The sequence below is a fragment of the Paenarthrobacter sp. NPDC089675 genome (genome assembly GCF_044749185.1).
Lineage (GTDB): Bacteria > Actinomycetota > Actinomycetes > Actinomycetales > Micrococcaceae > Arthrobacter.
In genome coordinates, this window is the sequence record NZ_JBIVHM010000004.1 from 319,444 (window position 1) to 343,346 (window position 23,903).

Here is a 23,903-nt window from a genome sequence, read left to right on the forward strand (position 1 = left end):
CGGATGTAGGACGTCCGATGCTCGTAGTGAAACTGTAAGGGCGGTCACAGCGGAACGTCAAGCGGGAGTTGGGGACCGGGGGAGGTGGCGGCGCCTCCGTGTCCGGCCGCGCAGGCCAGTAACGGCGGGAAATCCGAGGAATTCCCGGTACATACTTATCAAGGACGTGGGACATCCGATATTGTATGTTGCGAGTCACTCATTCTGTGGTGGGCACTAAGCTCGCCTCAATATTAACACCGCACTCTCCGGCCCAGTTGGACAGTGCATTGGCAAGGAGAGCGCCATGACAACTTCCGGTGTGGTTCCGCAGGCGCGGTTCAGCGCACAGGCCCGGCTGCGCGCGTTGCAGTCGGACATTATGGAACTGATCCTCGAGCGCGAGCTTGAGGCCGGCGACCCCTTGCCGACGGAAAGTGAGCTGTCGGTCGCCTTAGGCGTTGGGCGGAACACCCTGCGCGAATCGCTCAAAGTGCTGCAGGCTTTGGGCGTCATCGAGATCCGGCACGGTTTCGGCATGTTCGTCGCGCCAAGCAACTTCGACGCGCTCGCCGACGGACTCACGTTCCGCGGTCGGCTTTCCCTGCGGCATCAGGGACTCGAAGCCCTCCAGTTGGTGGACGTCCGCCAGGCCCTCGAGTCCGGCCTGATCGGCTCGTCCATCGACGTGATGACCCCAGAACAACTCGCCTCCATCGAGGAATCCGTCAAGCAGATGGAAGACCTTGCCGCTGCCGGTGAAAACTTCGTGGCCGCCGATGCCGAGTTCCATCGCCGTCTCTTTGAACCCCTGAACAACGAACTGCTCATCAACCTTATGGGCGTCTTCTGGAAGGTTTACCGGAAGATCCACGTGGAGATCGGCGCCGGCAACGAGGACCTCGTGAAGACCGCGGCCATCCACCGCAACATCTACGCGGCCGTCGCTGCGGGGGACAAGGTGCTCGCAGCCGAGCTCCTGAACCGCCACTTCGACGGAATCCGCCGCCGCATCAGCGAGGCCGTTGGCGAGTAACGCACCCGACGCGAGGGCCGCCGTCGTACTTAACGAAAAGTACGACGGCGGCCCTTGGCGTTTCTGCGCGCCCGTCACCTCCCTGCGTGGCCGTGCTAGCCGCGCCAGCCCGCCACGAGCACCGAGCGCAGGTAGTCGTACCGGAAATCGTTGATGTTGCCGAGGTCTGACAGGGCTGCGATCCTCTGCGGGAGTGCCGTGCCGGTGATCGCGCCCACGCCGAACATGTAGGCCCATTCATGGAATCCCGGCGGCTTGTTTGGCAGCGCCTTGCGCATTACCTGGATGAAGTCCCGTGCCATGGGATCGAAGTATTCGGCCAGGATGCCGCGTTCATGGGCGCCGGGATCGGACATCCGGGATTTCATTACCTTCGAGCAGCACACCGTTGGCGTTCCCATGGCCCCGGAGCACGGAGCAATTCGACTTCGAACTTGAAGGTGCCGCCGTGATCGGGACGGACGGGTTCAGCCTGTCAGTCGAGGCAGCAGAGCTACGTCCCTGGGTCCGTCGCGGGGGCTCCCGTTCACCCGGTACAGCGGGCGCGACGCCGGGGCTACTCGCCACCCATGCCGTTCGTTCCCTCGGCCTGAGCCGTTTGAGCGGCCTAGCCGCCTCTCGCTGTGAACCCAAGGGCCGCCGTCGTACTTTTGCGGAAAGCACGACGGCGGCCCTTGGCGTTTCTGCGCGCGGCAGCCAACTGGGGGACAGTACCCGTTCTACCGGGATTTCAGTGGAGCGTTATCTGTCCCTTGGTTGGGCCCGGGCAAACAAAAAGACCCGCACCGGCGAACCGGTGCGGGTCTTCATTTGTGCGCCCAAAGGGATTCGAACCCCTGACCTTCTGTTCCGTAGACAGACGCTCTATCCAGCTGAGCTATGGGCGCATTTCGTGTGATTCTCGGCGGTCTGTTTCTCTGACCCCCTCGAACCTCAATAAACTTTACAGAAGTTCATGTGAAGTTCCAAATCGAAAAGCTGTAATCTGCGCAACTAGACCGGTCTAGGTGACCTTCGTCACTTAAATCTGCCTCCCAGTTTCCCAAATCCCTGAATTTGCGCGGTTTTCACATTTCACTCGGCTGGTTGTCCGATGTCTGACAGGGGAATGGTCTGGTCCGCGCCCCCTATCGTTTAGGACACACCACTGAACCCGAGGAAGGGAACCGCAATGGGCGATCTGGCGCGACTGCCGCTGCTTGAGAAGGCACCTACTACGCATGCACGCCTCCTGGCCTGGGTTGAGGAAGTTGCTGAACTGACCCAGCCGGACCGCATCCACTGGGTTGACGGCAGCGAAGCAGAAAACAAGAAGCTGACCGACGAACTCGTCGAGGCCGGCACCCTCAAGCGTCTGAACCCCGAGACGTTCCCGAACTCCTTTGCAGCGTTCTCCGATCCCGCGGACGTTGCCCGCGTTGAAGAGCAGACCTTCATCTGCTCTGAAAACGAGCGCGACGCAGGCTTCACCAACAACTGGATGGCTCCGGCCGAGATGAAGAAGAAGCTGCGCGGCCTGTTCGCTGGCTCCATGCGTGGCCGCACCATGTACGTCATCCCGTTTGTCATGGGCCACCTGGATGCCGAAGACCCCAAGTTCGGCGTAGAGATCACCGACTCCGCCTACGTTGTGGCTTCCATGCGCATCATGGCCCGCATCGGCACCGATGTTCTGGACCGCATCACCCAGACCGACGCCTTCTTTGTTCCCGCCCTGCACTCGCTCGGCGCCCCGCTCGAAGCCGGACAGGCCGACGTTGCCTGGCCGTGCAACCCGGAGAAATGGATTGTCCACTTCCCTGAAGAGCGCTCCATCTGGTCCTTCGGCTCTGGCTACGGCGGCAACGCCCTGCTGGGCAAGAAGTGCTACGCCCTTCGCATCGCCTCGGTCATGGCCCGCGACGAAGGCTGGCTGGCAGAGCACATGCTCATCCTCAAGCTGACCTCCCCGGAGCAGAAGACTTACTACGTCTCTGCAGCATTCCCGTCCGCTTGCGGCAAGACCAACCTTGCCCTGCTCGACCCCACCATCAAGGGCTGGAAGGTCGAGACCCTGGGTGACGACATCACCTGGATGCGTTTCGGCAAGGAAGGCGAGCTGCGTGCCGTCAACCCCGAAGCGGGCCTGTTCGGCGTCGCACCCGGCACCGGCTGGGGCACCAACCCGAACGCCATGCGCGCCATCGCCAAGGGCAACAGCATCTTCACCAACGTCGCGCTGACCGACGACGGCGGCGTGTGGTGGGAAGGCATGACGGAGGAAACCCCGGCACACCTCACCGATTGGCAGGGCAACTCCTGGACTCCGGACTCGGAGACACCGGCCGCCCACCCGAACTCGCGCTTCTGCACGCCGATCGACCAGATCGACATGCTGGCTGAGGAGTACTTCAGCCCTGAAGGCGTAGAGCTCTCCGCGATTCTGTTCGGTGGGCGCCGCAAGACCACGATTCCGCTGGTCACCGAGGCCCGCGACTGGTCCAACGGCATCTTCATGGGTTCCACGCTTTCCTCGGAAACCACGGCTGCTGCCGCCGGTGCCGTCGGCGTTGTGCGCCGCGATCCCATGGCCATGCTGCCCTTCATCGGTTACGACGCAGGCGATTACCTGAACCACTGGGTCAACCTGTCCGCGAAGGGCAACCCCGAGCGCCTGCCGAAGATCTTCCTGGTCAACTGGTTCCGCCGTACTCCGGAGGGTGGCTTCGCCTGGCCTGGCTTCGGCGATAACGCCCGCGTGCTCAAGTGGGCCATCGAACGCCTCGAGGGCAAGGCCGACGCCGTGGAGACCCCGATCGGATTCGTTCCGACCGGCGAATCCATTGATCTCGAAGGTCTGGACATGACCCCGGCCGAGGTTGAATCCGCTGTACGCGTGGATGCAGACGAGTGGGCAACCGAGCTCGCCTCCATCGAAGAATGGTTCGCCAACTTCGGTGGATCGCTCCCGGCTGCGCTGCAGTCCGAACTGGATGGCCTCAAGAGCCGTCTGGGTTAGGCCCCTTAGGAACAACGGCGTTCTTAAGCGAACGACGGCGGCCCGTCACCTTTCATGGAAGGTGACGGGCCGCCGTCGTACCAGGCCCAAAGCGGCGATTGGATGTTGAGGCGGGGCCGTCAGTACGCTGCTATTGGAGGGTCGATGGCGAGGGGCGCCGCATGCTGGAACTGCGGCCGCAAACCGATGGTTTGGAACACGGGCGTCATTTGGCGTGAGTGGGGCAACGACGAGATAACCACGCTGTCCAGCTCGCGGTAGAAAGCCTCGCGCGCCTTCTTCATCGCGTGGCGCAGGGCGCATTCGGTGAGGAGGGGGCAATCGCCATTGGGGGATTGGCATTCTGCCGGATCCTGCCGGCTGTCCAACTGACGCAAGAGTTGGCCGACGGTCGCCGCCCGTCCGGCTGCATTGAGGCGCGAACCGCCCAGCCGCCCGCGTTCGACGTCGATCAAGCCCAGTTCGCGCAGCCGGACCATGGCCTTGCTGACGTGGTTGTACGGCGTTCCTACGGCATCGGCTACGGCTTGGGTGGTCAGCAGGATGCCATCAGGGGCCGAGGACAGCACCATGACGGCGCGGAGGCTGACATCCGCGAAAGCATTGATTTTCATGGCTTTCCCTTACGTCGACGGGGTCTAGTCCACCCAGATGGTTGGCTCATGGGTGTCGGGCTCCATTGCACCGAAGGTGAACCCGTCCTTGGTTTCCTGGTAGGGAATTATCGCCGCCAAAACTCCGCCATCGCGGTGTTCGGCAGCGCCGGTAATCCCGTCTGAACCATGTTCCGGCAGGGTGACGTCATAGGCAATGGCTACGGCCCGGTAGTCATCGCGCCCCTGGCGGAGAAGCTCCTTTACGTCGGCGAGCATTTGTTCCGCATCAAGGTGCCCCTGCTCGTCCGGATCGTTGGGTGTGACCAGCACGATCCGGAGCTCTCCGTCGTGGGAGAGCGTGATTCCGAACGGCAGGAAGCCGCCGTTCTGGAGCAGATGCTCCTGGGCTGTACCGATGGCTGTACCAAGGGTGTCCCTGAGCTCGCGTTCCTGATCGGAGGCGTCCTCCTGTCCGGACCCGCTCGGGTGGCTGCCAGGTACTTCTTGTTCTTCTTCGGCCGGATTCCCCGCTGCTTGAGGCGTTTGGCTCATGATGATTTGTCCTTTTATGCCCGGACTATTGTCAGGACGCGATCGCGGATTTTTTCCATTGTGGCTTGGTCTTTGGCCTCGGCGTTGAGACGGAGGAAGGGCTCGGTGTTGGACGGGCGCAGGTTGAACCACCAGCTGCCGTCCTTGGCGCTGAACGTACTGCCGTCCATGTGGTCGATCTCGATGTCCTCGGATTCAAAGTCCACCCGTACGCGTTCAACTGCGGCGGCCTTGTCCTCGATCTCCGAGTTGATCTCCCCGGACGACACGTAGGGTTCGTACTGGCGGCCGAGCTCGGACAGCGGGCCGTCCTGCTCGCCCAGGGCAGCGAGGACGTGCATCGCGGCGAGCATGCCTGTATCAGCGTTCCAGAAGTCCCGGAAGTAGAAGTGGGCCGAGTGCTCCCCTCCGAAGACCGCGCCCTCTTCGGCCATGACCGCCTTGATGAAAGAGTGGCCCACCCGGGTGCGAACGGCACGGCCGCCGTCCTTGGCAACAAGTTCCGGCACTGCCTTGGACGTGAGCAGGTTGTGGATGATCACCGGGTTCTCTTCGCCGGACGCCTTGGCCCGGGCGATTTCACGACGCGCCACCATGCCGGTGATGGCCGACGGGGAGACGGGCTGGCCCTTTTCATCGATGACGAAGCAACGGTCAGCGTCGCCGTCGAAAGCCAGCCCGATGTCAGCGCCGTGCTTAAGGACGGCCGCCTGCAGATCGCGCAGGTTCTCAGGCTCCAATGGGTTGGCCGGGTGGTTCGGGAAGGAACCATCCAACTCGAAATACAAGGGAACGATCTCAAACGGCAGGGCCGGGAGCAGCTTGTCACCGAGCACCGCCGGGGTGGTCAGGCCTGCCATGCCGTTGCCGGCATCGACAACAACCTTCAAAGGGCGGGACGTGGAAAGGTCCACGAGCTTGCGCAGGTACTCGGCATAGTCCTTCAACACATCCCGGACGCCGATCCGGCCGCGCTTGGCAACAGCTGGAATGCTGCCCTGGTTCAGGTACTTCTCCGCAAGAGCCTGGATTTCCTTCAAGCCGCTCTCCGAAGAAATGGGCTGGGCTCCGGCCTTGGCCATCTTGATGCCGTTGTACTGGGCCGGGTTGTGGCTTGCCGTGAACGTAGCGCCGGCTGCGTTCAGGGCACCGCAGGCGTAGTACAACTCGTCGGTGGAGATCAGGTCCAGCAATTGCACGTCAGCGCCACGGGCGGCAGCGCCCTTGGCGAAGGCCTGGCTGAACTCCGGCGATGACGGACGCATGTCCCCGCCCACCAGCACGGTTTCACCCTCAAGACCAAGAACATCGATGAACGCTGCACCTACGGCCTCAACAATTTCAGCCGTGATGGATTCCCCGACGATGCCTCGGACGTCATACGCCTTGAAGGATGCCGAGAGGTCGAAGTTCTTGTTCTGCTCGCTAGTCACGCGCTCAATCCTACTGTGGCGGTGCAAATGGGCATGAACCAGCCTCGCGCTATGTGGAAAAGTGTTGTCCACATAGCCGGACTCGACGGCCCTGGCTGTCAGGGCCTCCTGCAATACTGGGGTCATGGCCACCAACCCCCAAAATCCAGTTCTTTCCGTGCAGTCGCCCACCCGCGAGCAGGCCCTCGACTGCCTCCGTGAACTCGTTGGCCATTCGGCGGCAGAGTTCCATGACGGCCAGTTTGAGGCGATTGAGGCGTTGGTGGACGCAGGGCGCCGGGCGCTGGTGGTACAGCGGACCGGGTGGGGAAAATCGGCAGTGTACTTCGTCTCGTCCCTCCTGCTTCGCAGGCGCGGTGCCGGCCCCACCCTGATCGTCTCGCCACTGCTGGCGCTGATGCGGGACCAGGTTGCAGCGGCCGCACGTGCAGGTGTGCGGGCAGTGGCCATCAACTCCGCAAACGCCCTGGAATGGGACACCGTACTTGCCCAACTCGCCGCTGATGAAGTGGATGTGCTCCTCGTTTCGCCGGAGCGCCTCACCAATCCGTCGTTCCGGGAAAACCAGCTTCCCGAGCTGATCCGGCGCACGGGCTTGCTGGTGATCGACGAGGCCCACTGCATCTCCGACTGGGGCCACGACTTCAGGCCGGACTATCGACGCATCGCCGACCTTATTGCCCAACTGCCGGACACCGTGCCCGTGTTGGCTACGACGGCCACGGCCAACTCACGTGTTGTCCACGATATTGAAGAGCAACTCGGTGCGGGCGTGCTGACCATTCGCGGCTCCTTGGGCCGGGAGTCCTTAAGGCTCGGCGTGCTCAACATGCCGGACTCCCGGGACCGCCTGGGCTGGCTGTTGACTCACCTTGGGGACTTGCCCGGGAGCGGCATTATTTACGCGCTGACCGTTTCGGCGGCAGAGGATACCGCCCGGCTCCTCGCAGACGCCGGACACAATGTACTCTCCTACACCGGCAGGACGGACCCCGCAGACCGGGAGCGCGCCGAGCAACTGCTCAAGGACAACCAGGTCAAGGCGCTCGTTGCAACGTCGGCGCTGGGTATGGGGTTCGACAAACCGGACCTGGGGTTCGTCATCCACCTCGGTGCGCCGTCGTCGCCCGTTGCGTACTACCAGCAGGTGGGCCGAGCAGGGCGCGGCGCGGCCAACGCCGACGTCCTCCTGCTTCCAGGTTCCGAGGACAGGGAAATCTGGCAGTACTTTGCCACAGCTTCAATGCCCTCCGCAGAGAAGGCCGACGCCGTACTCGGCGTACTGGCCGATGCCGGCTCAGCGATGTCCACGGTGGCCCTGGAGGCCCGCGTCGACCTCCGCCGCACGCCCTTGGAGCTGCTGCTCAAGGTCCTTGCCGTAGACGGGGCCGTGGAGCGGGTAGGCGGTGGGTGGCGTTCCACCGGCCGGCCCTGGACCTACGACGCCGAGCGCTATGCCAGGATCGCCGAGGCGCGGGTGGAGGAGCAGGATTCCATGATCATCTACGAGGACACCTCGGGCTGCCGCATGGAGTACATCACCTCCGTCCTCGACGACGAAACGGCCGCTCCTTGCGGCCGCTGCGACAACTGTGCCGGGCGCTGGTTCCCCGTTGACATAGCTGCCGCCGCAGTGGACGCGGCGGGCCAGACCTTGCGGCGAGCGGGCATTGCAATCGATCCGCGCCTTCAGTGGCCATCCGGCATGGACCGCTTGGGTGTGGCGGTCAAGGGAAAGATCAAGCCCGACGAGAGTGTTGCGGAGGGGCGCGTCCTGGCCCGCCTCACGGATCTCGGCTGGGGCGGCGCGCTCCGCGGATTGTTCGCCGCGGGTGCCCCGGACCAGGCAGTCGATCCCGCAATGCTCCAGGCCTGCGTGCAGGTCTTGAGGGAGTGGTCAGGAGCAGAAGGCGGGACTCCCTGGAGTGGGGTGGGACGCCCCGTGGCCGTGGTCAGCATCCCGTCCAGGAGCAAACCGCAACTGGTGGATTCGCTCGCACGGGGGATCGCTGAAATCGGACGAATGCCGTATCTGGGTGGGTTGCAGCCGCAACACGGAGGCCCCACGGGCTCGCGTGGCGGAAACAGCGCGTACCGGCTGGCAGGTGTGTGGGAACGCCTGGTAGTGGGACCGGAACTGGAGCAGGCCCTTTCCGGTGTTGCCGGGCAGCCGGTGCTCCTCGTGGACGACCTCGTGGACAGCCGCTGGACCATGACCGTGGCAGCACGCGCCCTGCGGCACGCGGGGGCAGGAGCTGTGCTGCCGCTTGCCCTCGCCCAAGCGGGCTAGGCGGCAGGCGAGGCAAGCCGGCCAGGCAGGCGGGCTGAGCGGGCGAGCAGGCGCAACGGAGCCTTCACGACGTGTCATTTTGTGATCGCTCCCACACCGACTCTATAGGATCGATGAAACACGCAAACCAGCCCCCAGGGCCGCGCATCCTGACTTGGACCGGAGCCATGACCACAGATTCGAATCGAACCGACGTTGCCGCTGCCGGAGAAAGTACGTGGCAGCCGAAGTTGGCGTTGCTTGTGGCCGCGACGTTCTTCATGGAGTTCCTAGACGGTACGGTCCTGACCACGGCCATCCCGAGTATCGCCTCCGATTTCCGGGTGCCGGCCGCGGATGTCAACATCACCATGACGGCCTATCTGGTAACCGTGGCGATGGGCATCCCGCTCAGCAGTTGGCTCGCCGAGAGGCTGGGAGCCCGGCGGGTTTTCTGCCTCGCCATCGCGGTGTTCACCATTGCCTCACTGCTGTGCGCGGTGAGCCAGGATCTCACGATGCTGACCTTGAGCCGTGTGGCGCAGGGCGCGGGCGGAGCCATGATGGTCCCGGTGGGCACACTCGTGGTCCTGCGGGGAACGCCCAAATCCGAGCTCCTTCGTGCCACGGCCTACCTGGTGTGGCCGGGCCTCCTGGCGCCGGTGCTTGCGCCCCTGGTGGGTGGTGCACTGACCACCTTCCTTTCCTGGCACTGGATCTTCATCATCAATGTCCCCTTGGGCCTGGCCGCCTTTATCGCTGCGCTCCGGCTTGTGCCGCGCACAATGATGGAGGGAAAACGGAAACTCGATTGGCTCGGTCTGCTGCTCACCACGTTGGGGGTTGGTGCACTGGTGGTCGGCCTGGAGACCCTGGGCGGCCACGCACCCGGTGCGGTAGCCGCCGTCGTAGTTGCTGCCGGTGTGCTGTCCCTTGCGGGAGCGGTCTTGTGGATGTCGAAGGCAAAGGTTCCGCTGTTCAATCTGGGCGTGTTTGGCACGCGGACCTTCCGTGCCACCTCCACCGGGGGTTTCGTTTACCGCCTCACCATCAGCTCGGTGCCGTTCCTGCTGCCGCTGATGTTCCAGGATGGCTTCGGGTGGGACCCGCTGAAGGCCGGCGTCATGGTTGCAGCGGTCTTTGTCGGCAACATCGGCATCAAGCCGGCAACCACGCCGCTCATCAGGCGTTTCGGGTTCAAACCAGTGCTGGTGTTTGCGTCGTTGGCGTCGGCAATCACGTTTGCCCTCTGCGCATTCCTCACCGCGCACACTCCGGAGCCAATCATCTTCGGGCTGTTGTTGTTCAGCGGAGCGTTCCGATCCATCGGCTTCTCCGCCTACGCCTCGGTGCAGTATGCAGATATTGCTCCGGACCAGCTGCCGTCCGCGAATGCCATCTCCGCCACGCTGGTCCAGTTGGCTGCCGGGGCGGGAATCGCCGTCGGGGCCCTGTTCCTTCGGTTGTTCGACACTACGCACCTGTTCGGCGCGGACCACGTGGCTGCCTATAAGGGCGCCTTCCTGGCCATGGCCGTGCTGATGCTCGTCAGCACTATCGACAGCCTGGCCTTGCACCGGCATGCGGGTGCCGAGGTCAGCGGAGGCGGACGGCGACAGCCTTAAACGCAAAAGGTCCCGGTTCGAAAACCGGGACCAATTCGCGGAGACGGGGGGATTTGAACCCCCGGTCGAGTTTAACCCCGACCCTTCATTAGCAGTGAAGTCCATTCGGCCGCTCTGGCACGTCTCCAATCCGCTATTGCTAGCCCACCAAGGATACGCAGAACCGGCGGCCCAGCGCAAAACAGCTACTTAGCGGCCCTGCGCAGGCATCCCTGCGGGGGCGCCCGTTAGTTGCTCCCGGCCAGCGCCCGCCATAGGAAATGGTTGCTCCTGGCTTGGAGGGCCGCGGCCTGCCTGTTGTCGGAGGCACCGGCGTGGCCGCCTTCGAGGGCTTCATGGAACCAGACATTCGGGATACCCATGGCCTGCATCCGGGCGGCCATCTTCCGGGCCTGGACAGGTCCCACACGGTCGTCTGAGGTCGCGGTCCAGATGAACGTTTCCGGGTACTCCACCCCGTCGTGCAGCAGGTGGTAGGGCGAGAACGTGCGAATAAACTCCCACTGCTCCGGAACGTCGGGATCGCCATACTCGGCAATCCACGAGTATCCGGCGGACAGCTTGGTGTAGCGGCGCATATCCAGCAACGGCACTCCGCAGGACACAGCGCCGAACAGTTCCGGGTATTGGGTGAGCATGTTTCCCACCAGCAGGCCACCGTTGGAGCCGCCGACGCATCCCAAGCGCTTGCGGCTGGTTACTCCACGGGAGATCAGGTCGCGGGCCACGGCTGCGAAGTCCTCGTAGGCGCGATGCCGGTTCTCCCTGAGGGCGGCACGGTGCCAGGACGGTCCGTACTCGCCGCCGCCGCGGATGTTGGCCACCACGTACACGCCGCCGCGGGCGTGGGAGTCCGGGCCGGTGGTGCGCCGCTCCAGCCACGCTCGGCCGACGGAACCGCTGTAGGCGGGCGTGCGGGAGACCTCAAACCCGCCGTAGCCCGAGAGCTGCGTGGGGTTCTGCCCGTCCAGGACCAAGTCCTTCGAGGCCACTTGGAAGTAGGGGACGCGGGTCCCGTCTGCGGACACAGCGAAGTGCTGTTGGACCTCGTAGTCGCTTTCGTTGAAGAACGACGGCGACCGCTTCACCTCTTCGTGGTGGCTGCTGACGCCGCCCGTGCGTCCGGAGTCCAGCGAATAAACGGCCTCGCCGGATGCAAGGGAACCACGGGTGAGCGTAGTGGGCGTCGTGAATCCGGTGGCTACGAGCCAGTAGTCGTTGCCGGCGCCGGACTCGTCTTCGTCGTCCACCGCGTAGGCGTTGACATCGTGAAGTGGCGGGCAGGCGTCCAGGACGCTCGAGGCCCAGCTCCCGGTGGAGTCCAGCCGGGAAGGGTCGAGCACCCTGATCTCCGAGGAGACGTCGTGGAGCAGGTTCAGCAGGAGGTAGTCACGGGTCCAGCTCCAGGACTGCAGCGAGGTGTGTTCATCCGGGGTGAAGAGCACCAGAACTTCGCGGGCACCCGAAAGCCACGCTTCCAGGTCCGCGGCCAGGAGGGAGCCTGCGGGGTACTGGGTACCGTCCACCGTCCAGTCCTGCTGTGGCCGGAACATCAGCCATTCCCGGTGAGCGCTGATGTTCACGTCCGTAGGAACATCAATGGGCAGCCAGGAACCGTCGCGGCCCAGCCACGTGCTTCGGTTGTAGAAGTCGATGTAGTCCACCGCGAAAGTACGCTCGTAGCCCGGGGTGGAATCGTGGGCCACCATGGCGAGCATGTGGTCCTCGGGGATCTCGAAGACCTGCTCAGCGGAGGCCAGCGACTCTCCCCTCCGGAGCTTCACGGCGGTCCGGGCGTAGGAGGATGACGTTGCCGGCAGGCCATCAGCGGTGGTGGAGACAAGCAGGGTATCGGAATCGAGCCAGCTCACATTGCCCTTGGCCGTGGGCACGTCGAAGCCACCGGACGCCGGGTCCACGAAGGCGCGGGTCTCGACGTCGAATTCTCGGTAGCGGTTTGCATCGCCACCGTCAGGGGAGAGCGAGACCATCGCGAGCCGGTACTCCGAACCGTCGGCCGGACGCAGGAATCCGGCTCCGTGGAAGACCCATTCCACGCCCTCGGCTGCAGCCAGCGCATCAACATCGAGCAATACATCCCATTCGGGTGCCTCGGTGAGGTAGCTTTCCCAGGTGGTGCGGCGCCAGAGGCCTTTGGGGTGCTCGCGGTCCTTCCAGAAGTTGTAGTAGAAGTCGCCGCGTTTGTTGACCATGGCAATGCGGTCGGTCGAGTCGAGGACTTCGAGGATTCCGGCCTGGACCTTGGCGTATTCTGCGTCTTCCAGCAGGTCCTCGGTGCGGGCGTTCTGCTCCCGGACCCAGGCGAGCTGTTCTTCACCGTGGATGTCCTCCAACCAAACGTTCTCGTCCGTTGGCTCCGGTGCCACTTCGGCCGCGTGACGGGGTCCGGAGGCGGTGGGGGATTCGGGGAAGGGCGTCTGATCAGCTTCTGTGGTGGTCATCGCCCCATCCAAGCAACACTTTTCAAGGGGAAGCAAGTCACGCGGACGTTAGGCTTGAGCGTGGCTAAATCGCAAATCATCCGAGTCGCCCTCGTGGGTGCCGGTCCCCGGGGTACCAGCGTCCTCGAGCGCCTGCTTGCGAACAAGGCCGCTGCCACGGACGGCACGATTGTGACCGCGAAGCTGCAGATCCACGTCATTGATCCGTACCCGGCGGGGTCAGGGCATGTCTGGCAACCGGATCAGTCCCGGTTGTACCTGATGAACACCCAGTCGTTCTACCCCACGCTCATACCCGAGGATCCGGAACTCGCCCCGCCACTGGCCGGCGGCTCGTTCGACGAATGGCGGGTGGCCCGACGTCGTGATGGCCAGGGCCTGAACCCGGCCGAAAAGGCGGAGCTGTCCACACTTGAGTCGGACAACTTTCCCAGCCGGGCCATCTATGGGCGGTACTTGCGGCAGACTTTGGCGGAGCTGCTCCAGCGGCTGCCCGACGGCGTGGATGTCACCTTCCATGAAACGTCCGCCGTGGCGGCGCGCCCGGTCGAGGGGGACCGGTTCAGCGTCGAACTGGCCGACGGCGAAACCCTCACCGTTGATTCCGTGGTTCTCGCACTGGGACATATCGAGGCCCGCCTCAATCCCGAACAGCGGTCCTTCCAGGCCGCCGCGGACGAACACGGTCTGCTCTATTTCCCGCCGGCACCGCCCGCGGATGTGGACTGGCAGCGCGTGCCGGACAACGAGCCCGTCCTGGTCCGGGGCATGGGCTTGAACTTCTTCGACGTGATGGGCCAACTGACGGAGGGCCGCGGCGGCAAATTCGTGGAGGCCGTGGCTCCGGGCGCGGGAACGCTCGAGTATCGTCCTTCCGGCCGCGAACCCAGGATCATCGCGGCCTCGCGTCGGGGCACGCCCTATCGGGCCAAGGCCGGACTTCCCGGGTACTACGCCACGAGCATCACCCTCAAGTACCTGACCGAGGCCGCCGTGGACCGTTTCAGGGCAGCGGGGATACAGCCCGGATTCGACCATGACCTCTGGCCGCTCCTGCATCGTGACGCGCTGTGGGCCTACTACGTAACTTTGGCGAAATCACAACCGGCCGCGATCCGTGATGCGGCACAGTTCCTCGCGGACCTCGAAGACGCCCTGCAACCCCACGCCCACGCTACCGGCAATTGGGAAAGCGAAGTCGGCGCGTTGGTGGAGAAGCACGTAGTAGCTTCGCGCCGGCTGAACCTGAGGGGGCTCTCGGCCCCCCTGGCCGGGAGGTCGTTCGCCTCGCGACGGGAACTGGACAAGGCCGTCACCGACTACCTCGACGACGATGCCAGGCGATCGGCACTGGGCGAATCGGACCCCGTGAAAATGGCCATTGGAGCGCTGCATACCGGCAGGGCAATCCTCAAGACGGTCGTGGCAGATGGTGGCATCACGGACGAATCTTGGGTGGCCGAGCTGCGGGGGTGGTTCGAGGCCTTCGTCGAGGGGCTGGCGAGCGGACCTCCGGCCCTGCGTTCGGAACAGTTGGCGGCTCTGGCGCGTGCCGGCGTCGTGAGTTTCGTGGGACCCGACCCGAAGTTCAGCGTGGACCGTAACGCCGAAGTCTTCCGGGCGTTTTCGCCGTGGGTGCGCGATGCTCCTGTCCAGGCACGGACACTGATCGAGGCGATGTCGCCGGCCAACAGGGTGGGCATCAACATCTCACCGCTTTTGGAACAGCTGATGGCGGACGGGCTGGTCCGCACCAAGATCATGATGAGCGTCGAAGGGACCCCGGTGCAGACCACGGGCCTGGACGTTGAACCGCATCCTTACCGTCCGGTGGCGGCCAACGGTTCGGTGACCAAGGGGATGTACCTCTTGGGCCTGCAGCTCTCGGCGACGCAGTGGGGGACCGCCATTGCTGCGGAGGCACGGCCAGCAACGGGCCGGGCTTACACAAGCGGCCAACGGACGCTCCGCGACGCGGATGAGATCGCCCGCAGCATCCTTGGTCTTTGAATCCGCGCCCTGAGCTGGGCGGCTTGCGAACCAGCCATGCCTTCGCTACTGTGTGAGCTGCATCACCGGCGAGGTGGTGCGCGCTTTTGATCCGTGGCGGGAGAGTCCTGCCGGTACATCCCGTCAGGCGCCGTAGGAGCAAACCCTCCCCAGGAATCTCTCAGGCACCCTGTACCGCCGCGGCGAGGCAACTCTGGAAAGCAGTCCGGGCTACCGGGCTCACCGAAGGTGCAAGCGTTCCTGCGCGCAGGAACGCGGAAACTCTCAGGTCAATGACAGAGCGGGGAGGAACCCGAATCATCGTGGCATCCAAGTGTGCCGCCTGAACAATGGAGTTCCTTATGACGATTCAGCGCCCGCCATCGGACATCAGTCACACGCAAGAACCCCACCTCGAACGCCAACTCAGCAACCGCCATATCCAGCTCATCGCGATCGGCGGTGCCATTGGAACCGGCCTTTTCATGGGCTCGGGCAAGACCATTTCAGCGGCCGGACCGTCCGTCATCTTCGTCTACATGATCATCGGCTTCATGCTGTTCTTCGTCATGCGGGCCATGGGCGAACTGTTGCTGAGCAACCTCAACTACAAGTCCTTCAGCGACTTTGCCGCGGATCTCCTGGGCCCGTGGGCCGGGTTTTTCACCGGTTGGACGTACTGGTTCTGCTGGGTGATCACCGGCATCGCGGACGTCATCGCGATCGCGGGCTACTCACAGGAACTCTGGCCCGGCCTGCCCCTCTGGATCCCGGGACTCGTCACCATCGGCATCCTCCTGCTGCTCAACCTGGCCACCGTGAAGGCCTTTGGCGAGACCGAGTTCTGGTTTGCCCTCATCAAGATCGTGGCCATTGCGGCGCTCATCATCGTGGGCCTTTTCATGATCTTCACGGGGTTCCAGTCCGACGCCGGGCCGGCAGGCTTCAGCAACCTCTGGAGCCACGGCGGCTTCTTCCCCAACGAATTCATGGGCTTCGTAGCCGGCTTCCAGATCGCCGTCTTCGCGTTCGTGGGCATCGAGCTCGTGGGGACCACTGCTGCCGAGGCCAAGGATCCGGAGAAGAACCTGCCCAAGGCCATCAACTCCATCCCCATCCGCGTGCTGCTCTTCTACGTGGGCGCCCTGATCATCCTCATGTCCGTCACGCCTTGGACGCAATTCGCCGCCGGTCACAGCCCCTTCATCGCAATGTTCTCGCTGGCCGGCCTCGGTGCCGCCGCGACGATCGTGAACCTGGTGGTGCTGAGCTCCGCGATGTCCTCTGCCAACTCCGGCATCTACTCCACTTCGCGCATGGTTTACGGCCTGGCCCAGGAAGGTGACGCGCCGGCGGTCTTTAGCGCGCTGTCCGGGCGCAAAGTACCCCGAAACGCCCTGTTCCTTTCCTGCGTGCTGTTGCTGTCCGGCGTCGTTCTCATGTACGCCGGGCAGGACGTGGGCAAGGCCTTCGACATGGTCACCACCGTCTCGGCCGTCTGCTTCGTGTTCGTCTGGTCGATCATCCTGGCCAGCTACCTGGCATTCCGGAAACGCCGGCCGCACCTGCACGATTCTTCCGCTTTCAAGATGCCCGGCGGCGTGGTGATGGTGTGGGTGGTCTTCGCCTTCTTCGCTTTCATTCTCTGGGCCCTGACCACCCAGCCGGACACGCTCATGGCGTTGCTCGTGACTCCCTTGTGGTTCCTGGCGCTTGGGGTTGCCTGGGTGGTTCTCCGCAAACGTCCCACCCACCTGGCCCGCTACGAGCACTTCAAGGCTGAGCTGGAAAAGGATGCCGAGAGGGCCTTGGAACCGGCCCGCAACTAGTGCACAAGCAAAGGAGCCCCTCACCGGCGTGAGGGGCTCCTTTGCTGCTACCGGGGGACGCTTAGCCCTTCAGGCACTTTTGGTACTCCAGCCACGCAATTGCGTAGCGGAGCCAGCCCACGAAGTCGTACCACTTGGACGGTTTGACCGGGGCGGTGCACTGTGGCGGGTTAGGACCGTTTGAAGCCACCTTCACCAGCACCTTGACCGTGGTTCCGCTTTCGACGGCGGTCAGCACCACAGCACCGGTTCCTGCTGCTGCCGCCGCGGGAACCTTGGTGTTGACGCTCGCGGCACCGGAGTTCACCGGGACATCTCCGAGGGCCGTGGTGGTGCCCTTGGCATCCGTGAACACGGCCTTGAGGGTCTTGTTGGCCGGGCTGCCGATGGAGGTCAGGTCCAGCTTGGAGACGGCCAGGGTGATCGGGTCGCCTGCCTTGACGTCGGCGGCAGTTGTGTTGGCAACAGCGACCGAGCGGCGCGCGAAGTCCGGGGAGACCGGCTTGTGGTCCTGCAGGTACTTGATCCAGGCATCCCGGTCTACCAGGCCGGTGTCCTTCGTGTTGCTGCCTTCCTTGAACACCCGGAAGTTGTCGCCGCCGGTGGCAAGGAAGCTGAACGTCCCGATCCGGTATTGCTTGGCAGGATCGATGACGGCGCCGTTGACCCAGATGCCGGTGACGCGGTCACCTGCGGCGCGGGCGGCGTCGTAGGTGTAGTTGACGTTCTTGGATAGCCCCAACTGCTGGTACGGGCGGCTGGGCACCGTGCCGTCCGGGTTGGTCTGCCACTGCTGCTCCAGGAGGGTCTTGAACTGCGCACCCGTCAGCGAGGTGGTCCACAGATTGTTCACGAACGGCAGGACGGCATTCGCCTCGGCGTAGGTGATGGTTCCGTCCGGCGCGTAGTACAGCTCGTTGCGCAGGCCACCCGGATTTACGACGCCGATTTCCGCCGCACCCAGTTCGGGCGCCTTGAGGGTGTCCACCAGGGAGTCCGCCACGAGGTTGCCCAGTGTCGATTCGCTTGCGCGATCGTCGCGCTTGGGGGCACCGCCGGCAGGGTCCGGGGTGAAGGCGGTGGTGATATCAGCTGTTACTGCGCCCACCGGCTGGTTGCCGATGTCCGCTGCGTTGGCCAAAGCCTTGTCCACGATGGTCTTTACCGCGGCCACCCGGGGGTAGGCCGCGACGAGGCTTTCGGCCGTTTCAGTAGTGCGGTCCACGATCGATGCCTTGTACGCCGTAACCGACTTGGATGCGGTGTCCACCGTCAGGGTCACGCTGCCCACGTTCTCGCCGTAGTTCCCCGTCTGCACGATCGGACGGGTCTTGCCCGTCGGCTGGCCGTTGCTGTCCAGGACGGGTGCGTCCCAGGCGTACTCCTTGTGGGTGTGCCCGGTGAAGATCGCGGCGACGTCAGGGCTCGTTTCCTTCACGAGCCTTGCGAAGGGTCCGCCAGCGGCAACCTCCTGCTCCAAAGTGGCGCCTTCAGGCGTTCCGGAAGCGGCGCCGTCGTGGTCCTCCACGATGATCAGGTCGGCTGCGTTATCAGCCTTGATCTTGGCGGCGACGCGGTTGATGGCTTCCACCGGGTCACCGAATTCCAGATCAGCGATGCCTGCTGGGGTCACCAGGGTTGGCACCTCCTGGGTGACCGTGCCGATCACGGCGACCCGCATGCCGTTCATGTCCAGGACCTTGTACTCCGGCAGGACCGGGGTAGTGGTGCCCTTCTGGTAGACGTTGGCGCCCAAGTAGGGGAACTTGGCGTTGTTGCCGCCGGCGATGACGCGGTCTCGCAAGTCCGCCCAACCGCCGTCGAACTCGTGGTTTCCCACGGCGGAAGCCTGGAGTTCCAAGGCGTTCAGCACGTCGATGGTGGGCTGGTCCTTGGCAACCGAGGAGGCAAAGAGCGAGGCGCCGATGTTGTCGCCGGCCGAGATGAAGGCCGTGGCGCCCGGTGCCGCCGCCGCGCGGAGCTTCTCCACCGTTCCGGCGAAGAGCACGGTGTTGGAGTCGATGCGACCGTGGAAATCGTTGATGCCCAGGAACTGCAGGTCAACGGTTGCCGGTGCATCTGGAGCCAGGTTGAGGCCCACCACCACGGGATCGTGGTCACTGGCCCGGAACTCGTCCGCGGCATAGTAGTTGGTCACATTGTTGTTATAGCGGCTGTACTCCAGCGCAACGGACTCCACCGAGTTGATGTTCCAGATGTCCGTTCCGGTGACTTTCTTCGCAGCCGAGGGCGAAGCAAGGATGTGGTCCAGGGAACCAACCATTCCACCGAAGAGGTAAGAGTGCTTGCCGGTGCCGACCTCAAGGTCTGCGTACCCTGCGCCCGTGAGGACGTTGATCGGGTCCTCCTTGGCGTACGCGTTGAAATCGCCGATCAGGAAGACCTTGTCCGTTCCCTTGCTGCCCTGCAACTCCTTCGAGAAGGCGAGCAGCGATTCGGCCTGCTTGGTGCGGGCCACGTTGGACGCGCCCTGGCCCTTGTCCGTGTCATCCGGCGTGGCGGCCGAGCCCTTGGACTTGAAGTGGTTCACGATGGCGATGAACTTCTTGTCATCGGTGGCGCCCACCGGCTTGAAGACCTGTGCCAAGGGCTTGCGGGCGCTGGCGAATGCCACGGTGTCGTTGTGGATGATGGATTCTCCCACGGGCTCAGCCGTTGCCTTCTTGAAGATGAACGCCGTACGGATCATGTCCTCGTCGCCCAGCGGGGGAGCGTTCGCAGGCGTACGTACGTAGTCCCACACGCCTGGCGTCTTGACGTTGAGTGCGTCCACCAGCTTGGACAGCGCGTCATCACGGTTCTTGCCGAACTGAGCCGAGTTCTCGATCTCTTCGAGGGACACGACGTCCGCCCCGGACTTGGTGATGGCAGCAACGATCTTGGCCTGCTGGCGTTCGAAGTTCTCCGCGTTGGCGGCACCGCGGGCATTGCAGCCGTCCTTGACGGTGATCGGGTTGCCGTCCCGGTCCGTGTAGAAGACGCAACCGCTGAGCTGGTCACCGGTGGTGGGGAAGTAGTTCAGGACGTTGAACGATGCCAGCTTGAGGGAGCCCCCAACATCAGCCGGGCCCTCCGGACGGGTGGCGGTGAACGTCGCCGGCTGGACGGAGTCGGCATTGGCCGGAGTGAGGGCGGACAACGGCTGGAACTTCCAAGAGTTGTTGCCGTAGCCCAGGATCACGTCGGTCTTGAACTTCGCGGGCGAGCCCACGCGGACAGGATCGTTGGTGGTCAGGTACGGCAGTTGCTGGGCCTTGGTGGTGGCGTCCTTGAGGAAGTTCGTGGAGGCGCCGTCGTCGAGCTTGATGCCACGGAGCGCATTGTCAGCCACAACCGCCGCGTATTCGGGCGAACCGTAGGCGGCTACCGCCGTCGGCTGTACCAAAGGCGAGGTGCCTGCAGCCAGGCCGATTTCGCCGTACTGGTTCAGGGAGTAGTTGTCCGTCACCGTGAAATCGCCTTGCGGGGCAACGAGCATGCCCTCCAGGCTTTCGCGGGCTGCCTCGTTAGCGGGAAGGGAGAACGGGGTCGACTTGACCTCCGGTGCAGCCTCGGTGAGCTTTTTCAGGCCCGCCGCGTCCACGGTGATCTGCGTTTGGTTCGCGAATTCGCTCACGACGCCGGTCACCTCCAGGTAGTCGCCCGGCTGGACGGAACCCGTCGTGGTGGGGGAGTAGACGAACACAGCGTCCGACGCCGTCCTGGCCGCCCCGCCGTTGTCCCCTCCGGTTCCCGGGGTCTGGACGTAGTAGCCGTTGAAGCCACCCGTGGCATAGACCGCGGTCACCTTGCCGCGCGTGGTCACGGTGCTTCCGACGAACGGGCTGGCCGCGCCGGTGCCCTGGATCTCGGCGATGGTCTTGGTGCCGGGTTCCGGTTGTGGGTCCGGCGGCGTCCCGGTTCCGCCTGAAGGGGTAGGCGTGATGGACGCGCTGAGGCTGAAGTCGGCAGCGTTGGAGTCAGTGTCCGCTCCATTGGTGCGGTTGAGGCTGCGGACGTCCGTGTTGCTTGACGGTGCTGCTGCGGCGGCCGTTTCAAAAGTGTTGGAACTGCCATAGCCAAGCAGGTCGGCAATCACCGCATTGTTTGTCACGGAGCCGGCAGGGAGCTGCGAGATTGCGGTGGCTTGCTTGGCAAGGATCAGCGTCCCGGCCGTGCCGCCGGGGTTCAGGGTGCCGGTGGCCTGGACATCCGGGGCAGGAAGTGCCGGGGCCGTGGAGGTGCCGCTGTTCGTTGCGCCCTGGACCAGGTAGTAGCCCTTGGCGGGGATGCTGCCGGTCAGGGCAGTAATTCCCGTGGGGGCAGCAGTTCCCGTTGCCGACCGGTACTGCAGAGACCAGCCCGCCAGGCTGACCGGCGCGTCCGAGGAGTTATACAGCTCAACGAACTTGTTCTTGAATGCGGCGCCGCTGCTGCCTCCACTCAAGTAGGCCTCATTGATGACCACAGGTGATGCGCCGGGGTCAGGTTCATTTGCTGCTACGGCGGGGACAGCCGCCAACGGGGCCGCTGTGAGCCCCGCAGACAGGACTGTGCCTGCCAAGAGTTTCCAGTGCTTATGGTGCATCCGCATTAACTTTCATCAGGGGAGCCCTGTGGGACTCTGGGGATGACGCCCGCTGTCTTGTGACGTGGGCGATGTGCCGGAAGTTACTCCCGGGTAAAGCTGCCTCGGACATAGCTGAACACGAACGGATGAATGTGGAGTGGCGTCCCGATGGCCGAAGGGTTGCCCTTGGCCATCGGCACTTCACTACTTGGCGGAGCCCTTGAGGGAACCCTTGGTGGCAGCGCCGGAAGCGCCGCCGATGAGGCAGACGATTTCGCGATCGTTCTGCTTCCACGTCTGGCTGGTGGGGTAAAGGTAGGTCAGTTCGAGGGTGGACTCGTTGTAATCCACGCCCACGAAAGTGGCGAACTCCGTGGCGCAATATTCCTCGGACTGCGACTCAACCTCGGACTGGCCAGGGTAGGAGTCGGCCACGAGCTTCTTCGCGGCGTAGGCCTCAAGATCGTGGCTTTGCTCGCAAGGAATGATGGAGACATCCCGGATTTCGTTGCCCGATGGCTCCGCCATGCAGTCGCCAACCTTTACTTGGAAGGCGTCCGCGACGGATGTCTCGGTGGGCCGGCCCGACTCGTCCCGTTTGGCGTCGCCGCTGCTGATCAGCGAACAACCGGCAAGAGCGAATGAGGCCGCACCGAGTACGGCGGCGGCCTTGATGGATCGTGAAAGGTGAAGCACTTCGGGTCCTCGTTCCCCATTAGGACCACAGATGGTTTGCGGACGACGTCCGGACTGCGGCCCAACGATTGAGGGACCGGTCAATAAGCCCATGGCCGATCGATCCCCCAGGATCGGCCATGGGCAGGCAATGCCGGCCAACCTTGGGTAGGGGATGGCCGGTACTGCCCGAAAGCCACTAGTCTAAGCGTTCGCAGTGCGCTCCTGGATCACCTTGAACACCGCGCCTGTGGGATCAGTCAACGTGGCCAACCGCCCAAAGGGAGTGTCCTCGGAGGCCTGGGTCACCGTGGCACCCAGGGACAGAGCCTTCTCCACGGTTGCGTCTGTGTCCGCCACGGTGAAATAGACGCTCCACATGGATGGAACCTGCTCAGGCAGGAAGCCGGAAGCGTCCATGATTCCGGCCTTGGCGTCGTTCCCGGAACCCAGGGTGGTGTACCGGAACTCGGGGGTATCGCTCATGACCTCCGTTTCCCAGCCGAAGACGTTCCGGTAGAAGGACACTGCGGAGTCGTAGTCCTTGGAAAGAAGCTCGTGCCAAGCCGGCGAACCCGCCTCGGCTGCCACCTCGAAGCCTTTCATTTCCCCGAACTGCCAGGCACCGATCGAGGCGCCGGAAGAATCGCCGTACATGGCCATCACGCCCTGCTCGGGGACCTCCATGGGTTCCATGTAGACCTGCCCGTCGTTGGCTGCTGCAGCTTCGGTGGTGGCGTTGATGTCATCGGTGCGCAGGTAGGTGGACCAGAGGTCCGGCATGCCGGCCATGTCTTCCTGCTTCTGCATAATGCCGGCTACGAGCTTTCCGTCCTTGGAAGCTGTGATGTAGCCGCCGTACTTCTCCTCGTCTCCAGTCTCATACGTCCACCCAAAGAGAGCGTTGTAGAAGGACTTTGCCTTCTCTGTATCGGACGTCATCAGGTCGATCCAACACGGCGAACCGGCAGTGATTTCGGGCTTGGGCATGTGTACAGCTCCTGTTGTCAGGCCGCGGCAGACTCCGCGGCTGATGGTCTAGTGGTGGAGACAGGATGAACACTATGCGGGGGCTCTGACAGTTTTCAACGATCTTCTGGATGTCGGTTCTCAGATCTGGTGCGGAAGGCTGGAATCAGCGGCCAGACGTCTCGGTTCTGAAACACAGAGGGCCTCCGAGCAAGGCACGCAGGCGTTTGAACTGATCCAGGGAAGCGAGCCGAGACGCTAATGGGAACGGTGCTAAACATGGAGCCTCTCGCCTCTCGGCGGGACGGAAGAGCCTCAGTTGAATCCGTAGGAACCCACCGGGCTTTGCGACCAATATGCAGCCACGCTGCCGGGGTGGACCTGAGTGATCCGGGGCAACCGTCGCGGGCTCAGACCAGCGCTTTTTACTCTGAAGTGTCGCTGGATGCAGCCAAAGGTGTCGGTCAGCCTGCGCTATCGGCGAAGGGGTCGGACACCATCCACCAGCAGATCTCGGGATATTACAATTAGTTCTGCTTCATGCGACCAGAACAGGATCTGAAGGCGCCACGCTGTTGAAGCCTCATCGAACGAGGCAGTTACCTCAGTCACTTCAGCGTATGACCACGGACCCGGAATCTTGTTAGAAAACCGCATTTCGAGAGTGTCGTGACAGCGAATCGTATGTCTATCAGCGATTCCTGCATCGAGAGTTCGAATCTCGAATTGACAGGTCTGAGTGGCGGGCTCGAACGAGAAACTGCTCAAGGTGCCACCCCACAGAGAATCTATGGATAATTTCATCAGGCTTCTTGTTTCTTTCCGGTACTTTTGGCAATATCAATCAATGAACTGAGCAGCTATAACATGTGTATTAGTCCCTCTGTGCGGCGAGAGCTTCTCGCAAGCTGTGTCAGCGGA

General features: G+C 63.5%; 14 protein-coding genes, 2 tRNA genes and 1 riboswitch. Of the genes, 6 read left to right on the plus strand and 10 right to left on the minus strand.

What is annotated here, in order from left to right; all coding sequences use genetic code 11:
• The first annotated feature begins 286 nt into the window (after positions 1-286).
• The gene (locus tag ACIPY2_RS11535; protein WP_400266517.1) at positions 287-1,015 is read left to right on the plus strand and encodes a FadR/GntR family transcriptional regulator; all 729 of its coding nucleotides are present in this window, start codon (positions 287-289) and stop codon (positions 1,013-1,015) included.
• A gap of 95 nt (positions 1,016-1,110) precedes the next feature.
• On the opposite strand, the gene ACIPY2_RS11540 is transcribed toward ACIPY2_RS11535, so the two are convergent.
• Entirely contained in the window at positions 1,111-1,371 is a 261-nt protein-coding gene (locus ACIPY2_RS11540) for a hypothetical protein (RefSeq protein WP_400266518.1), read from the minus strand.
• 457 nt (positions 1,372-1,828) lie between these two features.
• A tRNA-Arg gene (locus tag ACIPY2_RS11545) sits at positions 1,829-1,902 on the minus strand.
• 284 nt (positions 1,903-2,186) lie between these two features.
• Between ACIPY2_RS11545 and ACIPY2_RS11550 the strand changes: the two genes are divergently transcribed.
• Positions 2,187-4,013, plus strand: a complete 1,827-nt coding sequence (locus ACIPY2_RS11550) for a phosphoenolpyruvate carboxykinase (GTP) (RefSeq protein WP_400266519.1) — start codon at positions 2,187-2,189, stop codon at positions 4,011-4,013.
• Between the two features lie 119 nt (positions 4,014-4,132).
• On the opposite strand, the gene ACIPY2_RS11555 is transcribed toward ACIPY2_RS11550, so the two are convergent.
• From ACIPY2_RS11555 to ACIPY2_RS11565, 3 genes are read right to left on the minus strand one after another with little or no spacing between them, the layout of a single operon-like run.
• Entirely contained in the window at positions 4,133-4,627 is a 495-nt protein-coding gene (locus tag ACIPY2_RS11555) for an RrF2 family transcriptional regulator (RefSeq protein WP_400266520.1), read from the minus strand.
• A gap of 24 nt (positions 4,628-4,651) precedes the next feature.
• The gene (locus ACIPY2_RS11560) at positions 4,652-5,161 is read right to left on the minus strand and encodes a hypothetical protein (RefSeq protein WP_400266521.1); all 510 of its coding nucleotides are present in this window, start codon (positions 5,159-5,161) and stop codon (positions 4,652-4,654) included.
• A gap of 14 nt (positions 5,162-5,175) precedes the next feature.
• Positions 5,176-6,594, minus strand: a complete 1,419-nt coding sequence (locus ACIPY2_RS11565; RefSeq protein WP_400266522.1) for a phosphomannomutase/phosphoglucomutase — start codon at positions 6,592-6,594, stop codon at positions 5,176-5,178.
• Between the two features lie 124 nt (positions 6,595-6,718).
• Between ACIPY2_RS11565 and ACIPY2_RS11570 the strand changes: the two genes are divergently transcribed.
• Complete coding sequence (locus tag ACIPY2_RS11570; RefSeq protein WP_400266523.1) at positions 6,719-8,884, plus strand: RecQ family ATP-dependent DNA helicase; 2,166 nt, start codon at positions 6,719-6,721, stop codon at positions 8,882-8,884.
• 167 nt (positions 8,885-9,051) lie between these two features.
• On the plus strand, positions 9,052-10,488 hold the full coding sequence (locus ACIPY2_RS11575; RefSeq protein ID WP_400266524.1) for an MFS transporter: 1,437 nt from the start codon (positions 9,052-9,054) through the stop codon (positions 10,486-10,488).
• 38 nt (positions 10,489-10,526) lie between these two features.
• On the opposite strand, the gene ACIPY2_RS11580 is transcribed toward ACIPY2_RS11575, so the two are convergent.
• A tRNA-Ser gene (locus ACIPY2_RS11580) sits at positions 10,527-10,615 on the minus strand.
• Between the two features lie 100 nt (positions 10,616-10,715).
• The gene (locus tag ACIPY2_RS11585) at positions 10,716-12,950 is read right to left on the minus strand and encodes a prolyl oligopeptidase family protein (protein WP_400266525.1); all 2,235 of its coding nucleotides are present in this window, start codon (positions 12,948-12,950) and stop codon (positions 10,716-10,718) included.
• Positions 12,951-13,010: 60 nt separating this feature from the next.
• On the opposite strand from ACIPY2_RS11585, the gene ACIPY2_RS11590 reads away from it, so the two are divergent.
• Positions 13,011-14,960 carry an FAD/NAD(P)-binding protein gene (locus tag ACIPY2_RS11590; RefSeq protein ID WP_400266526.1) on the plus strand — a complete coding sequence of 650 codons (1,950 nt, stop codon included), beginning with the start codon at positions 13,011-13,013 and terminating at the stop codon, positions 14,958-14,960.
• Between the two features lie 87 nt (positions 14,961-15,047).
• Positions 15,048-15,147, plus strand: a riboswitch (glycine riboswitch).
• A gap of 154 nt (positions 15,148-15,301) precedes the next feature.
• The gene (gene cycA, locus ACIPY2_RS11595) at positions 15,302-16,768 is read left to right on the plus strand and encodes a D-serine/D-alanine/glycine transporter (RefSeq protein ID WP_400266527.1); all 1,467 of its coding nucleotides are present in this window, start codon (positions 15,302-15,304) and stop codon (positions 16,766-16,768) included.
• A gap of 61 nt (positions 16,769-16,829) precedes the next feature.
• On the opposite strand, the gene ACIPY2_RS11600 is transcribed toward cycA, so the two are convergent.
• The 3 genes from ACIPY2_RS11600 to ACIPY2_RS11610 all read right to left on the minus strand — a co-directional run bounded on the left by ACIPY2_RS11600 (position 16,830) and on the right by ACIPY2_RS11610 (position 23,003).
• On the minus strand, positions 16,830-21,356 hold the full coding sequence (locus ACIPY2_RS11600) for an ExeM/NucH family extracellular endonuclease (RefSeq protein ID WP_400266528.1): 4,527 nt from the start codon (positions 21,354-21,356) through the stop codon (positions 16,830-16,832).
• 186 nt (positions 21,357-21,542) lie between these two features.
• Positions 21,543-22,034: a septum formation family protein gene (locus tag ACIPY2_RS11605; RefSeq protein WP_400266529.1), complete on the minus strand. Its 492-nt coding sequence runs from the start codon at positions 22,032-22,034 to the stop codon at positions 21,543-21,545.
• Between the two features lie 183 nt (positions 22,035-22,217).
• Complete coding sequence (locus ACIPY2_RS11610; protein ID WP_400266530.1) at positions 22,218-23,003, minus strand: VOC family protein; 786 nt, start codon at positions 23,001-23,003, stop codon at positions 22,218-22,220.
• Positions 23,004-23,903 lie beyond the last annotated feature (900 nt).

Excerpts from the sequence above, each read along its gene's own strand:
- ACIPY2_RS11535 (WP_400266517.1), top strand. The coding sequence starts at position 287 with ATGACAACTTCCGGTGTGGTTCCGCAGGCGCGGTTCAGCGCACAGGCC.
- ACIPY2_RS11540 (WP_400266518.1), bottom strand. The coding sequence starts at position 1,371 with ATGTCCGATCCCGGCGCCCATGAACGCGGCATCCTGGCCGAATACTTC.
- ACIPY2_RS11550 (WP_400266519.1), top strand. The coding sequence starts at position 2,187 with ATGGGCGATCTGGCGCGACTGCCGCTGCTTGAGAAGGCACCTACTACG.
- ACIPY2_RS11555 (WP_400266520.1), bottom strand. The coding sequence starts at position 4,627 with ATGAAAATCAATGCTTTCGCGGATGTCAGCCTCCGCGCCGTCATGGTG.
- ACIPY2_RS11560 (WP_400266521.1), bottom strand. The coding sequence starts at position 5,161 with ATGAGCCAAACGCCTCAAGCAGCGGGGAATCCGGCCGAAGAAGAACAA.
- ACIPY2_RS11570 (WP_400266523.1), top strand. The coding sequence starts at position 6,719 with ATGGCCACCAACCCCCAAAATCCAGTTCTTTCCGTGCAGTCGCCCACC.
- ACIPY2_RS11575 (WP_400266524.1), top strand. The coding sequence starts at position 9,052 with ATGACCACAGATTCGAATCGAACCGACGTTGCCGCTGCCGGAGAAAGT.
- ACIPY2_RS11585 (WP_400266525.1), bottom strand. The coding sequence starts at position 12,950 with ATGACCACCACAGAAGCTGATCAGACGCCCTTCCCCGAATCCCCCACC.
- cycA (WP_400266527.1), top strand. The coding sequence starts at position 15,302 with ATGACGATTCAGCGCCCGCCATCGGACATCAGTCACACGCAAGAACCC.
- ACIPY2_RS11600 (WP_400266528.1), bottom strand. The coding sequence starts at position 21,356 with ATGCACCATAAGCACTGGAAACTCTTGGCAGGCACAGTCCTGTCTGCG.
- ACIPY2_RS11610 (WP_400266530.1), bottom strand. The coding sequence starts at position 23,003 with ATGCCCAAGCCCGAAATCACTGCCGGTTCGCCGTGTTGGATCGACCTG.